This is a genomic window from Algoriphagus formosus (assembly GCF_002807035.1).
Lineage (GTDB): Bacteria > Bacteroidota > Bacteroidia > Cytophagales > Cyclobacteriaceae > Algoriphagus > Algoriphagus formosus.
In genome coordinates, this window is the sequence record NZ_NIUC01000002.1 from 1,218,803 (window position 1) to 1,230,916 (window position 12,114).

At 44.9% G+C, this 12,114-nt stretch carries 16 protein-coding genes; 5 read left to right on the plus strand and 11 right to left on the minus strand.

What is annotated here, in order from left to right:
- Positions 1-573 precede the first annotated feature (573 nt).
- From CDH51_RS11535 to CDH51_RS11545, 3 genes are read left to right on the plus strand one after another with little or no spacing between them, the layout of a single operon-like run.
- Positions 574-1,374 carry a hypothetical protein gene (locus tag CDH51_RS11535; RefSeq protein ID WP_100628706.1) on the plus strand — a complete coding sequence of 267 codons (801 nt, stop codon included), beginning with the start codon at positions 574-576 and terminating at the stop codon, positions 1,372-1,374.
- Positions 1,361-4,603 (plus strand): type ISP restriction/modification enzyme, encoded by a 3,243-nt coding sequence (locus CDH51_RS11540; RefSeq protein WP_100628707.1) that lies wholly within the window; start codon positions 1,361-1,363, stop codon positions 4,601-4,603. The genes CDH51_RS11535 and CDH51_RS11540 overlap by 14 nt, the downstream gene beginning before the upstream one ends.
- Before the next feature lie 5 nt (positions 4,604-4,608).
- On the plus strand, positions 4,609-4,983 hold the full coding sequence (locus CDH51_RS11545) for a hypothetical protein (protein ID WP_157807096.1): 375 nt from the start codon (positions 4,609-4,611) through the stop codon (positions 4,981-4,983).
- Between the two features lie 5 nt (positions 4,984-4,988).
- On the opposite strand, the gene CDH51_RS11550 is transcribed toward CDH51_RS11545, so the two are convergent.
- The 11 genes from CDH51_RS11550 to CDH51_RS11600 form a co-directional block, all read right to left on the minus strand.
- The gene (locus tag CDH51_RS11550; RefSeq protein WP_100628709.1) at positions 4,989-5,168 is read right to left on the minus strand and encodes a hypothetical protein; all 180 of its coding nucleotides are present in this window, start codon (positions 5,166-5,168) and stop codon (positions 4,989-4,991) included.
- A complete protein-coding gene (locus CDH51_RS11555; RefSeq protein WP_100628710.1) occupies positions 5,161-5,550 on the minus strand; it encodes a hypothetical protein in 390 nt (129 codons plus the stop codon). Before CDH51_RS11555 ends, CDH51_RS11550 begins: the two co-directional genes overlap by 8 nt.
- Positions 5,543-5,860, minus strand: a complete 318-nt coding sequence (locus CDH51_RS11560) for a hypothetical protein (protein ID WP_100628711.1) — start codon at positions 5,858-5,860, stop codon at positions 5,543-5,545. The genes CDH51_RS11555 and CDH51_RS11560 overlap by 8 nt, the downstream gene beginning before the upstream one ends.
- Positions 5,853-6,140 (minus strand): hypothetical protein, encoded by a 288-nt coding sequence (locus tag CDH51_RS11565; RefSeq protein WP_100628712.1) that lies wholly within the window; start codon positions 6,138-6,140, stop codon positions 5,853-5,855. Before CDH51_RS11565 ends, CDH51_RS11560 begins: the two co-directional genes overlap by 8 nt.
- Positions 6,137-6,370, minus strand: coding sequence for a hypothetical protein (locus tag CDH51_RS11570; RefSeq protein WP_026946154.1), 234 nt, complete (start codon positions 6,368-6,370; stop codon positions 6,137-6,139). The genes CDH51_RS11565 and CDH51_RS11570 overlap by 4 nt, the downstream gene beginning before the upstream one ends.
- Positions 6,371-6,381: 11 nt before the next feature.
- Positions 6,382-9,303, minus strand: a complete 2,922-nt coding sequence (locus CDH51_RS11575; protein ID WP_100628713.1) for a hypothetical protein — start codon at positions 9,301-9,303, stop codon at positions 6,382-6,384.
- Positions 9,304-9,321: 18 nt separating this feature from the next.
- On the minus strand, positions 9,322-9,606 hold the full coding sequence (locus tag CDH51_RS11580) for a hypothetical protein (RefSeq protein WP_100628714.1): 285 nt from the start codon (positions 9,604-9,606) through the stop codon (positions 9,322-9,324).
- Between the two features lie 116 nt (positions 9,607-9,722).
- Positions 9,723-9,959 carry a hypothetical protein gene (locus tag CDH51_RS11585; protein ID WP_100628715.1) on the minus strand — a complete coding sequence of 79 codons (237 nt, stop codon included), beginning with the start codon at positions 9,957-9,959 and terminating at the stop codon, positions 9,723-9,725.
- Positions 9,946-10,290 (minus strand): hypothetical protein, encoded by a 345-nt coding sequence (locus CDH51_RS11590; protein WP_100628716.1) that lies wholly within the window; start codon positions 10,288-10,290, stop codon positions 9,946-9,948. Before CDH51_RS11590 ends, CDH51_RS11585 begins: the two co-directional genes overlap by 14 nt.
- Entirely contained in the window at positions 10,287-10,880 is a 594-nt protein-coding gene (locus tag CDH51_RS11595) for a helix-turn-helix transcriptional regulator (protein ID WP_100628717.1), read from the minus strand. Before CDH51_RS11595 ends, CDH51_RS11590 begins: the two co-directional genes overlap by 4 nt.
- Positions 10,870-11,160 carry a hypothetical protein gene (locus CDH51_RS11600; RefSeq protein ID WP_157807097.1) on the minus strand — a complete coding sequence of 97 codons (291 nt, stop codon included), beginning with the start codon at positions 11,158-11,160 and terminating at the stop codon, positions 10,870-10,872. Before CDH51_RS11600 ends, CDH51_RS11595 begins: the two co-directional genes overlap by 11 nt.
- A 64-nt stretch (positions 11,161-11,224) precedes the next feature.
- On the opposite strand from CDH51_RS11600, the gene CDH51_RS11605 reads away from it, so the two are divergent.
- Both CDH51_RS11605 and CDH51_RS11610 read left to right on the plus strand, forming a co-directional pair.
- Positions 11,225-11,611 (plus strand): hypothetical protein, encoded by a 387-nt coding sequence (locus tag CDH51_RS11605; RefSeq protein ID WP_026946148.1) that lies wholly within the window; start codon positions 11,225-11,227, stop codon positions 11,609-11,611.
- A gap of 117 nt (positions 11,612-11,728) precedes the next feature.
- Positions 11,729-11,965, plus strand: coding sequence for a GIY-YIG nuclease family protein (locus tag CDH51_RS11610; protein ID WP_100628719.1), 237 nt, complete (start codon positions 11,729-11,731; stop codon positions 11,963-11,965).
- The last annotated feature ends 149 nt before the right edge of the window (positions 11,966-12,114 follow it).

A 12,114-nucleotide genomic window follows, 5' to 3' on the forward strand; every position in this document is an offset into this window, starting at 1 on the left:
CCGTGTTGCATGAGTATTGCAACTATTGCGCCAACGCAACAGCAAAACTTTTCAGTCTGAGTTTTACCCCAAAAAGTTGTGTTTTTGTAACTCCCTAATTCGGGATAGTTAACTAATTGAATTTCAATATTTTGATCTGTTAAGAAACTGAAAAACGCTTTCTTAACCGTAACGCCTTGAAGTTGTAACCGGAAACTTTTGGTTTTGCGGTTACAAACTTTTTGTAACCAGCCCTTTTTTGACACAGAAAAATAACTCAGTTCTTAACGCTGTATCTTTTTGATTTTCAGGGGTATTATTATAGAATTTATTCTTTTGTTAAGAAGTTACATTTTTTTTGAGTAAAATTAAGTTTGAAGGATACAAAGGAAAAGAGCCGTAGAAGATCCGGGTAAAGTAGAGGGCCATCAGCGTCCCTGGAGCAGAGCTCCGCGACAGGTATCTGTAACCCCGTGTGCCACGGGCTGAATACGATGGGGAAGGAGAGAGCCGGCCACTGAAGGTCTTTAGAATCGCGTATATGAAAAAAGCCTGTACGTGAGGACATACAGTCGAAAATAGAAGCTTAAAAAGATGACAGAATTTTTTAGAGATTTTTTCCAATCAGTGAGTGACCGATTGAGAAACAGGGTTTTTGGCCCTTTTTTACTTGCCTTTTTATTTTGGAACTGGAGACCTATTTTACTTATTCTAGCCTCCAACAAGCCCATAGAACAGGTAATTCGACATATTGAGGTTGTGGGATACTTTAATATTTGGAATATTCTTGTATACCCCCTTAGTATTTCAATCTTATATTCTATTTCACAACCTTTTATCAATCATTTTTTAGGAAAATTAATTAGATGGCCTTTAAAAAAAGGAATTGAGAGCACTTACGAATTGAAAAAAGAGCGAAAAAAAGGAGAATTAAAATTAGCTGATTTAGAATTTGAAATTCAGGAAGCGAAGGCTGGCACAGTAAAATATGAAGAGCTCAATAATAAAATTAAATCCTTAGAAGAGCAAAATGAATTGATTTCTACTGACAATAAAAAACTAAGGGATTCTGAAATTAAATTAAAATCACAGACTATCAATTACCAAAATAGATTAACGGACTATTCAAGCAGCTATTCAAAATATATCCTTGATTTAATGCAATCAAGGTATCCGGACAATGAAAAATGGGAATTAGTAAAAGCTCTAGAACTTTTAGACCGAGGCGATGTAGACTTAGATGTTATTAGCAATGAAGTAAAAAATGATTTGAATTACTTTAAAATTGTGGAAACCCAAAGAGAAATAGGCACGGATAAACGTGCTTACTTTCTTACAGATTTTGGCAAACTTTTTATTTCCGATTTAAACCTAAAGCTTAATGACAACCGCTGATTACATCCAATCCATCAATTCCCGATTCCGTACTGGACACGCCACAGAGCACACGTTTAGAGGAGATTTGCAGCATTTGATCGAATCTCTCGTGCCAGATATAGCTGCTACCAACGAACCCAAGCGGCAAGCCTGCGGAGCTCCGGATTACATCTTGACCAATAAAAAAGGAATACCAGTTGGCTATATCGAGGCCAAAGACATCGGGGATAATGATCTGACCGGATCCAAAAAGAACGGGAACAAGGAGCAGTTTGACCGCTACAAAGGTTCTTTGGATAATCTGATCTTCACGGACTATTTGGATTTCTACTATTACCGGGGAGGAGAGCTGGCCACCTCCGTTCGGATCGGTGTCATCGATCAAGGTAAAATCCTTCCGCTACCTCATAATTTCCCGGCTTTCGAGCTTCTCATCAAGGAATTCACCACGCATATTGGCCAGTCTATTAAAAGCCCTAAAAAGCTGGCAGAAATGATGGCAGGGAAAGCCCGCCTTTTGGCGAATGTGATTTTCAATGCCCTGGAAAGTGATGATGAACACGAGGACAATTCCACCCTTCGTGAGCAAATGGCTGCCTTCAAGGAGATCCTGATTCATGATATTACCAACAAACAGTTTTCAGACGTTTATGCCCAGACCATCGCCTATGGGATGTTTGCCGCGCGACTTTATGATGATAGCCTGGATACCTTTAGCCGACAGGAAGCGGCCGAACTGATCCCCAAGTCCAACCCTTTCCTGCGAAAGCTCTTCCAATACATCGCAGGCTACGACCTCGATGATCGGATTACCTGGATCGTGGATGCCCTAGCAGATATTTTTCGGGCAGCGGATGTCAAATCCATCCTAAAAAACTTCGGAAAGGCTACCAAGATGGAGGATCCCATCATCCACTTTTACGAGGACTTCCTGACCCAGTACGATCCCAAGCTTCGTAAGCAGCGTGGGGTCTGGTACACGCCCCATCCCGTGGTGAACTTTATTATCCGGGGAGTAGATGAAATTTTGATCACTGAATTCGGCTTACCCATGGGCTTGGCCGATACCTCCAAGACAAAGATCAAAGTTCCCATTCCTACGCATGATAAGCGATTCTCCGGAGGCATGCGGGAAGTCGAGCAGGAAGTACATCGGGTGCAGTTCCTCGATCCTGCTACTGGCACGGGGACCTTTGTGGCGGAGGCGATCCAACAGATCTATGATAAAATGAAAGGGCAACAAGGGCTCTGGAATAGCTATGTGGAAAATCACCTGCTTCCCAGGGTCAACGGCTTCGAACTCTTGATGGCTTCCTATGCTATGGCGCACTTGAAGCTGGATTTGCTACTGAAGCAAACCGGCTATACCGGAACTAAAAATCAACGATTCCGCATCTACCTGACCAATTCCCTGGAGGAATACCACAAAGACACCGGAACCCTTTTCGCCAACTGGCTATCTACAGAAGCTTCCGAAGCCAATCAAATCAAACGGGATGCGCCTGTGATGATCGTGGCAGGAAATCCGCCTTATTCGGTGAGTAGTACAAATAAGGGAGGGTGGATTGAAAGCTTGGTGTCGGATTATAAAAAGGATCTAAATGAGCGAAATATCCAACCACTTTCGGATGATTATATCAAATTCATTCGCTATGGGCAGCACTTTATAGAAAAGAACGGCTCAGGTATTTTAGCCTTCATTACCAACAATAGCTTCTTGGACGGCTTGATACATCGGCAAATGCGAAGGAATCTTTTAGAGACTTTTGATAAAATCTATATTATTGATTTGCATGGGAATTCTAAGAAGAAAGAGGTGGCTTTAGATGGATCAAAGGATGAAAACGTGTTTGATATTCAACAAGGTGTAAGTATCAATTTTCTTATTAAATCTAAACCAAAACCTGATAAAGGTTTAGCAGAAATTTACAATTGGAATATTTATGGGAAAAGAGAATTGAAGTACAATCTTCTTAATTCTAATAGTCTCCGTGGAATAGAATGGGAGAAATTAACACCAAACTTTCCAAATTTCTTTTTCGTGCCAAAAGACTTCCTTGGTCAAAGTGATTATGAAAATGGCTTTAAAATGAATGAGATTTTTAAGGTAAGCGCTAACGGGATAAAAACTCAGAATGATAGCGCAAGTATAGCTTTTAATTTGGATGAAGCCGATAGACTTTTTCTTGACTTCAAAAATCTATCTGATAAAGAAATAAAAGAAAAATATGGATTTAAAGATGTTAGAGATTGGCAAGTTTCACTCGCAAAAGAGGATATAAATAAAAATTCACTTCTAACTAGAGACTTGCTTTATCGACCTTTTGATTTCAGAAAAATGAATTTCACTGGCAAAACAAAAGGAATAATGGGGTATCCTAGAATAAATTTAATGCGAAATTTCATTTCAGGAGAAAATGTAGGGCTAATCTTCGTTACTCAATCGCAAGCTGCAAACTTGGAATTTTTTGATTGTGCTTATATAACAAAACATGTTGCTGATACAAATATGTTTAGAAGAGGCGGGCCCTCAGTTTTCCCTTTATACCTCTATCCCGAATCTTCCGCTCAGTTAAGTTTGGATTCGGCCGAGACCCGTACGCCCAATCTGAATCTGGAAATCCTGGATCAGATTGCGAAGGGCTTGGGATTGAGTTTTGTACCGGAGAAAGTACCCTTCGAACTTCCCAACTCTAGTTGGTCAGGTGCTCAGGGTGACAGTTTTGCACCGATTGATTTGTTGGATTACATCTATGCCGTGCTGCATAGCCCAAGCTATCGGGAGACCTACAAGGAGTTTTTGAAGATCGACTTCCCGAGAGTGCCCTATCCCACGGATGTGGAAAAATTCTGGAAGCTTGTAGCCCTAGGCGGCGAACTCCGACAACTTCACCTGATGGAAAGCCCGGCACTCTCTCAGTTCATTACACAGTATCCCGTAGGTGGAGAGAATGAGGTAGAGAAGCCAAAGTTTGTGCCGTCATCGCGAGCGGAGCGAAGCGATCTCCCCCTTACTGGCCGAATCTACATCAATTCGGAACAGTATTTTGATGGAGTTCCTGAAGTCGCCTGGAACTTCTATATCGGTGGCTACCAACCCGCTCAGAAATGGCTTAAAGACCGAAAAGGCAGAGTTCTAGATTTCGAGGATATCATGTACTATCAAAGGATTATCAAGGCCTTGGTGGAGACTGACCGGGTGATGAAGGAAATTGATGAAATTGAAATTGTAAACTCTAAAAATTAATATATATGCTCTCCAATTTCTTTAGAATAAATATGCCTTATGGAATTGCTCAAAACGAAAAGGGCGAATGGATGGCTTTTAATCGTGAATACATGCCTTTAGGATACAACAGCACTAAATACAAACAAACCCCAGGAATCAATTATTTAGAACAACCCATTTACACTAGTTATAAAAGGATCACTGAAAAATTTTTAGCTGAATTAGTTGATGAGCCAGGTCAAATTCAAAGGTATTCTGATGGAAGAATCAGGTTTGTCTTTTTATACAACGACGGAACTAACCCTACCAATCAATCGAAGGATAATCCTATGATGTGGGAGCGCTATTTTGATAAATTAAAAAAGCTTTCCAAGCTACAAAAAGACGAGAGATACTGAATAAATTATTCTTCATCCTTTGGCACTTCGCCTAATCGGTATCTTTTTCTAAGATCCGCATGCCTGGCCTTTCTTAAGTATCCCTCCAAAAGCAAGTCAAGCTCCTGGAGTTCCAGATAGGAGCAGCTCCGAAGAAATTGCTCCACGGTGATCTCCAAATAAAATTGCTTTTGGATCTTAGGCATGGTATACCTCCTTTCCGAAAGTGCTTTCATTATTCACTAAACCATATTTTCGCTGAATTTTTTTGATCCTTCGCATTCGTCTTCGTTGTCTCTTTTTAAGTGAGGGGCCATTACTGCCCCCCGCTATTAATTCCGACTCATTCCAGTCTACCATCCCTATCTCAGTGATCACTTCCGGAGTGGGCTCTGCTTTACTGTGCCGCTGGATCAGCATAAAGACCACGGCCACGTAGGACCCCCAGGCCAGCCACATGATGGAGACGGCCAAATAGATGATGCTTTTGCCTGATCCCTTCAGCCGGTACACGTACCAGAAGACCATCAGTCCGAGGATCAGCACTGCTGCAGTGCCGATCCCCATCGCCCAACGGAGCTCAGTCATGACTCACCTCCTTTTCTATTTTATAGAACTTGGCAATTGCTACTCCCCAGTGACCACACCAAACGTTATGATATTGCGTGCCTTCCATACCGGGACCATACTCTTCGTCAACTACCTCAAATGTCATTTCCTTACACCTACTGTGAAGATTATGGGCTGTTCTTGATATTTCTTTAAGTCGACGGATTGATTTTTCTAAATCTTCTGTCACAGTCTTGTTCAGCTTTAGAAATTGTTTTCTGATCGCTTCTGTGAGTTGGTTTTTAGCTACATAATCAGTTTGCTCGATTAAGATGAAATATCTATCCATGACTCACCTCCTTTCTGTCCAGGTTATCTTTCATCTGGCGGATGGCCTCCTCCGGAGTCATGGCACCATAGATCTGAGTCATGTAGTGACTAGTTTGAGCCTTGAGCTTGTGCTCGAGCTCCTTGCATTCTCGAAGGATGTCCTTCGCTTCCTGAAATAAGGCTCCAGCCTTGCTTCGCTTAGCCTCTGCCGACTTGGCAAAGTAACGCTGCTGCAGATTGAGCAGCTCATCCACGGCCTTGATATAGGCCTGGGGTACGGTAATCATGTCGTTGTTCATGTTGTTTCAGCAGTTATGATTTTGACAGGTAAATAGATTTTGCGCTCTGTAATGCCTCTTTTCAGGATATCCTTGTCCGTTGCCTCGCTGAGCGAGCGGGCAATCAGGCCACCATCAGAAAGGCGCTGGTAGTACACCAGTCCTATTCTGCGCTTGCCGGTCATGGGGTCCACCATCTCCCGGATGGAGTTCGCCACTTTGACTTCAGTTTCGATTTTGATTGTGTCCATTGTATGAGTGGTTAGAATGATGCTTCGATATCTGAGTCTGAGAGCTCGTCGAGGATGCTCTTTGGCCCCTCGGAGGCACGTACTTCCGGAGGACTTCCCGGAGCCTGTACCGGATCATTTCCTGGCTGGATCCAGATGTATTCCAGCGTCTTGTGCTGACCGTTGTAGTCTCCTTTTTGGATGATCCTTCCTTCGGCATTTTTGAGCCCCAGGTGATCGGGATTGAGCCGGTAGCCCATGTACCGGACCCAAGCCTGCAGGGCCTTGGTAAAGCGCTGCATCTTCATGAGTGTCTTGGTGTGTGATTTGAATTCGTCGAAGGCTTCCTGTTTGATCTCTAGGTTATTGAGCCTGCCTGACTCGGGTGAGAAATAGATGTCTGCCCACTCCTTGAATTCATCACCCATTACACCCAGGAGATTGCGCTTCTCGACATTGGACATCGGCGGCTCGATCTTGTCATGCTGCAGGTAGAAGTGGCAGCACTGGATCATGAAGTTGTAGAAGTCATTCCACTCCTCCCGGGTGTAGTCATCATCGAGGAGCTTTTTACCAAAGTCGTCCTCTGGCGTCCTGTGCTCCCGATAATAGCCCTCTTTGGAGTGATGATAATAGTCTGAGAATACCGTGTAGAGAATCCGCCGGAGGGCTGATCCGTCCAGGTTGCGCACGGCGAAATTGGACGTAAAGGCAAACTTGGGCACGTCCGGAAAGTCCAGGACATACTGCCGGGTATTCTTCGGATTCACGGCCATCTTACCCGTGATCACATCGAAGAAGAAGTGGAAATTCAGATACTGGTGCGCATCATCTACGAGGACAAAGAAGGTGTGCTTGGTGATGCCCTCGTAGATATGCGGCTTATCAGTGAGCTTCGGATCCCGTCCGGATAGGTAGTGCGATTTCATAAATCGGCTGACGGAATTGAAGCAGATGGATTTGCCCGAACCACCGTTGGACTCACCTTCATCGCCCACACGGTTGTCCATAGCAAATACCGCCCAGGGACGCGATGCATCCTTATACCGATGCAGAAGGTAGCCGAGGGCATAGATCTTATTGATCAGGTGTTTCATTTGCTCGCGCTTCTCCTCGAGATTGAGGTTAGGCCCGGCGATATCGAATTTGTGCTTCTCCCGATAGGCAGCGGCCTCTTCTGCAGGCAAGCCATCGAGTGAGTCTTCGAGTTCTTTTCGCCAGTGGATGCGCGAGGTGTTGATTAAGTAGTTAAGAAATTTATTATCCTTTTTGAGGATCTCGATTTCATAGCCATGCTCGGGATTATCCGTCACTTTAAAGTGCTCTGTCTGAATCTTCAGGTGATGATCGATCACCTCATCCCGCCAGACGTATTGCTGGATCTGTCCCAGCTTGAATTCCTGGATCTCCTTGGAAGTGACTTTGATGATTTTATTAGAAAAGAAGAAGAGCTGATGATCGGGACCGTAGCTTTTAAGGTCCAGCTCCACCACCGGCAGGTTGGAAAGGGACTGATCCGAAAGCAGGGGAGTGCGATAGAAGATATTCCGGAGCTCCTTAGGGTAGTAGTGATCCTGGAGAAACTTATGGATCCAGTTTTTGACCCGACCCGGCCGGGTTTCCTCGACGATATTATCCTGGATATGCACATACATCGTCCCGGTCTTTTCTCCTTCCGCCTCAAACTGGCAGAAGCCATTCGCCTGCAGGAAGTTGTAGAGCTGTACCGGATCGGCTGCATAGCCCATGCCTTTGAATTCACCCTTTCGGTCAAATTTCGCCTCCATCTCCCAGAAGCGATAGGGAAGGGCTGTCTTGACAAGCTTGTCAAAGTGGTAGTTGTTGAAGTGATTCAGGTAGTCACGCACATCCTTGCAGGGATTGCCGCGCCGGTCTTTGAATCCCTTCAGCTCCTCGGGCAGCTTGATCGTGAAGAGATCCATGTATTCCATGGCCAGGCGATGGCCTTCGCGGATCCCGGTAGTGTCCAGGTCAGGGCACTGCATGACCTTCTCTGCCTTGTCCGATAGGCTGCGCCACTGGCTCCAGGTGAGCTTTGCCGTCTCCGAATTACCCCAGCATACCTGATGTCCGAGGAAAGCCAAGTTCATCGCATCCGATCCACCGGTGCAGTAGATAACATGCGGCAGCTTTTTAGGCTTCTTTTTATCGATTGGATTGCCATCCTCATCTAGCTCATCAGCATCATAAGACTCCTCGATCTTGGCATATTCCCGGGCTACCTGGGTGAGCCCAAATAGGTAATCCTTCTCCAGCTTGCCATAATACATGAAGCGCCGGCCCTTGTCTTTGGAAAGCGGCTGATAGATCTTTTTCATTTTCGGACCTTCATCCCACATAAATATGGGATAGTCCTCAGTCGATTGGATGATGGTCACCTTCCGGTTTTTAACCACCTTGTAATTGATCAGCGCATAGAAATTGTACTTGCGAAAAGTCTCCTGAACTTTCTCTAGATTGATGGTCTTTTTGCCATCCTCTGTTTTTTTCCAGGGCATGACATTCTTGCTCAGCACGGTCTTCGCCTCAAACTCCGTAAAGCCTTCCCGCACTTCGAAATACCACTCCCCGTCATTCTCATTGGCTTCGGCATCCCTGCTTTCAATAAGCGCCTCCGGAGCTTGGTATTTTTCGCTGGTAGCACTCAGGCCGTATTTCTCAGCGAGGAATTGGATCGCTTCTCCATAACTCAGGCCTTCCTGCTCCATACAGATCATCAGGCCGTTCTTAGGCTTGGAGTCATCCCCAAAGTCGGTCAGAACCCAGTTGCCGTCCGATAGCTGCTTGAGCGTGCAGCTGGGAGTCTTTTCCGGGCGGATAGAAAACTTGGTGCCCTTCCGCTCCACTGCTTTTCGAGCGTCTGGAAAGTAATCGCAGATGATATTTAAACCGCCATCAGTGGCGTCAAAGATGTCTTGTAACTCAATGTACATGAATGATCAATCAAAGAATCAGGAGAAAAGAGAAAGCTGCTTGGTGTATCCGAGGCGGATCAGCTGCAGCACATAATAGCGGGGACCTACCGGGATCTCAGCCAGGGAAGAAAAGTGAAATAGGAAAGTCCTGTTCCTGTGATCTACCCGGTAGCCATGTTCTTCCAGTCTTTTGGCATTATAGTAGCGTTTAGACGCTTTCTTGTTTTTGGGAAGCATCAGAATCTCCCGCTGTAGATTGGTGAGTGTACTGGCCGGGGAATAGCCCCCATTCTTCCTGATTTTCGTCTTGGACACGGACATAGTGTTCGGGGTTTTGGTAAATGACTTTCAAAGGCTTGCCTTTGATAAATTGCTCGAAATAGGTAGGATCGCATCCGAAAGTGTCATTATTGACCTTCCGGTGAACCTGGACATAATCAGCTGGCATTTTTCAGTTTGTTTTTGAGGATGGATATCCAGCCCTGATAGCGATCGACTCCCTGCTCAAGCTTTTCGATATCGCTTTCGATCAGGTCTATGACCTCCCGCGGCTGATTTTCTTTTTTGGCTTTGGCCAGCTTGGCCCTGTCAGCGATCAGCTCACTCTGCACAAAGGCGAGAATGGACTGGTACTCGGCCAGTTTTTCGTGGATGTCTGACTCAGGCTGATTCATAGAGATCTCGGTAAAGTTTTTTGTCTGGAATCAGCTCGTCAATGCGGTTGACCAGCTGGCCATAAAAGTTTTTGACCATGTTGGTATGGGAGTGAATCGCCCAATCCATCCGAGGAGCGACTAGCAGATCTCCCAATTTCTTTCTTTCGTTCTGCCAGTACTCCAGTCCCTGCAGGGCACTGTCAAACTGTCTTACTAAAAGGTGGATTTCCATAGGTTTTTGATTTGTGTGAGTGGGTTGACTGCCATGCTCCCTGCCGGCACAGAAGCGAAGCAGCCTCCCAAAACCATCTGTGATTATGCGGTAGAACTTGCCCGGCAATATTTTCATAGGAGATTCTTTTGAAAGGCAAAGCGTACGAGCTCCGCCTTATTTTTAGCTCCTGTTTTCTCTCTCAGATTCTTCATATACACCCCGACAGTAAGGGAAGAAATGCCCAGCTGATCCGCGATCTCCTTATCCAACAGCCCTTCTGGAATCAGCCGGAGCACTTCTATTTCCCTGTGGGTGAGCGTCCCGAAGGGCGCCTTAAGCAACTCGCACAACCGTCCTTCATAAGGACAGCTTCCTCTCAAGTTGCAGTCTGTGAATTCTGGCCGCTGAAGCTGGCCATCGATCACATCTGCTTCATTGTCCAGGGCCGAATACCGGCACTTGACATATTGCCCGATCATCTCCATGCGTCCGACGATGTCCGCTTCCACCAATGCCTCGACGGCTTTTGGGTGCTTTTCCATGTCGCGCTCTATTGCATCAATGAGCCATTGCGGCCAATCGCCTAAAGGCAACAGCTGCGATTGCATCAATGCGAAAACTTCCTCACCTTGAGCTAGAAACTCTACGTTTTTATCAGTGATTCCAGCGGGTAATTTCCCGCTGACGCAATGCTTCATTGCATTGATGAATGACTTATTTGGCATGGAGCAGTGATTTTTGACGTGCAAGTATTTCAGCTTTTTCGGCTTCAAACTCCTCGATTATATCCAGTACAACCTGGTGGATCTCAGCATTATAAATCTTGCCCTCAAAGAAGTTAGACACACTTCTTTGGCTCAGCTGACTCTTTTCAGATACTTTTTTGAAGTATCCTCTCGGTAGTCGTTTTTTCAGGTTTTTTATATCGGTTTTGCTCAGCATACTAGAATAATGGTATTGCGCGTGTTGCATTAATGCGCTAACTATGCGGTAAATATGCGCCATCTATTGCAATTATGCAACATTAATCATTGCGTCAACGCAATTTTTTTGCAACAAAATTTGCAACATGCTGAAACACAGGGGAGAGATATTGGAAAAAACAGTTCGGAACTGGTGCGCTAAAAACGGATTTACGATTCTAGCCCTTTCAAAAAAGATGGATCAGGCTCCATCGACGACCTACCGGCAGTTTGAAAAAGAAGATCTACCCTATCACATTATCCGAAAGTTTGGGAAAGCGATGGGGCATGACTTTCGGGTAGAATTTCCGGAAATGGATGAGGAAGAGAACTACATCAGGCCGGATTCTATGGCTCAGGACCCAACCAACTTTGAACCGGTTAGCTTGATGCAAGCCATCCAGCAGCGCGATAATTGGAAAGAGAAGTATTATGACCTCCTAGAGAAGCATAACGAACTCCTCAGGCAAAAGCTTCAAGACAGAGAAAAATGACAATTTTTCACACATAAAACTTAACACACTAAAAATCAATGGGAACGAAAAGGAATAATACTCCCGCTCCTGGTACAGAAGCCTCGCAGAAATGCGGGGCTTTTTGTATTTTTAATCATGTACGTTTATGCTATCAAAAGTAAAATCAAAAACTACATCTATATAGGAATTACCCAAGATTTGAAGGAACGACTTCATAGGCATAATTCAGGTTATGAAAAGACCACTAAGCCATATGCTCCATTTGAACTTATTTATTGTGTTGAAAAACCGACACGCGAAGAAGCAAGAGTAGAGGAAAAAAGGCTAAAAACAACCTCAGGCAAAAGGTTTTTGAGATCTTTGCTGAATTAAAAATCTTGTGGCCTTTAGGCCGTGCGGGCCTGCCTGCTGCAGGCAGGTTCGATTTTACCTACCTTTGGTAGGTTCCGCTCCTGGTACAGAAGCCTCGCCCCGATAGCTTTCGGGGCGGGCTTTTTTGTTTTCAAGGAAAACTCTTTCTG

Excerpts from the sequence above, each read along its gene's own strand:
- CDH51_RS11580 (WP_100628714.1), bottom strand. The coding sequence starts at position 9,606 with ATGTCCGTGTCCAAGACGAAAATCAGGAAGAATGGGGGCTATTCCCCG.
- CDH51_RS11555 (WP_100628710.1), bottom strand. The coding sequence starts at position 5,550 with ATGACTGAGCTCCGTTGGGCGATGGGGATCGGCACTGCAGCAGTGCTG.
- CDH51_RS11595 (WP_100628717.1), bottom strand. The coding sequence starts at position 10,880 with ATGCCAAATAAGTCATTCATCAATGCAATGAAGCATTGCGTCAGCGGG.
- CDH51_RS11610 (WP_100628719.1), top strand. The coding sequence starts at position 11,729 with ATGTACGTTTATGCTATCAAAAGTAAAATCAAAAACTACATCTATATA.
- CDH51_RS11575 (WP_100628713.1), bottom strand. The coding sequence starts at position 9,303 with ATGTACATTGAGTTACAAGACATCTTTGACGCCACTGATGGCGGTTTA.
- CDH51_RS11535 (WP_100628706.1), top strand. The coding sequence starts at position 574 with ATGACAGAATTTTTTAGAGATTTTTTCCAATCAGTGAGTGACCGATTG.
- CDH51_RS11545 (WP_157807096.1), top strand. The coding sequence starts at position 4,609 with ATGCTCTCCAATTTCTTTAGAATAAATATGCCTTATGGAATTGCTCAA.
- CDH51_RS11590 (WP_100628716.1), bottom strand. The coding sequence starts at position 10,290 with ATGAAAATATTGCCGGGCAAGTTCTACCGCATAATCACAGATGGTTTT.
- CDH51_RS11605 (WP_026946148.1), top strand. The coding sequence starts at position 11,225 with ATGCTGAAACACAGGGGAGAGATATTGGAAAAAACAGTTCGGAACTGG.
- CDH51_RS11600 (WP_157807097.1), bottom strand. The coding sequence starts at position 11,160 with ATGGCGCATATTTACCGCATAGTTAGCGCATTAATGCAACACGCGCAA.
- CDH51_RS11550 (WP_100628709.1), bottom strand. The coding sequence starts at position 5,168 with ATGCCTAAGATCCAAAAGCAATTTTATTTGGAGATCACCGTGGAGCAA.
- CDH51_RS11585 (WP_100628715.1), bottom strand. The coding sequence starts at position 9,959 with ATGAATCAGCCTGAGTCAGACATCCACGAAAAACTGGCCGAGTACCAG.
- CDH51_RS11565 (WP_100628712.1), bottom strand. The coding sequence starts at position 6,140 with ATGAACAACGACATGATTACCGTACCCCAGGCCTATATCAAGGCCGTG.
- CDH51_RS11540 (WP_100628707.1), top strand. The coding sequence starts at position 1,361 with ATGACAACCGCTGATTACATCCAATCCATCAATTCCCGATTCCGTACT.
- CDH51_RS11560 (WP_100628711.1), bottom strand. The coding sequence starts at position 5,860 with ATGGATAGATATTTCATCTTAATCGAGCAAACTGATTATGTAGCTAAA.
- CDH51_RS11570 (WP_026946154.1), bottom strand. The coding sequence starts at position 6,370 with ATGGACACAATCAAAATCGAAACTGAAGTCAAAGTGGCGAACTCCATC.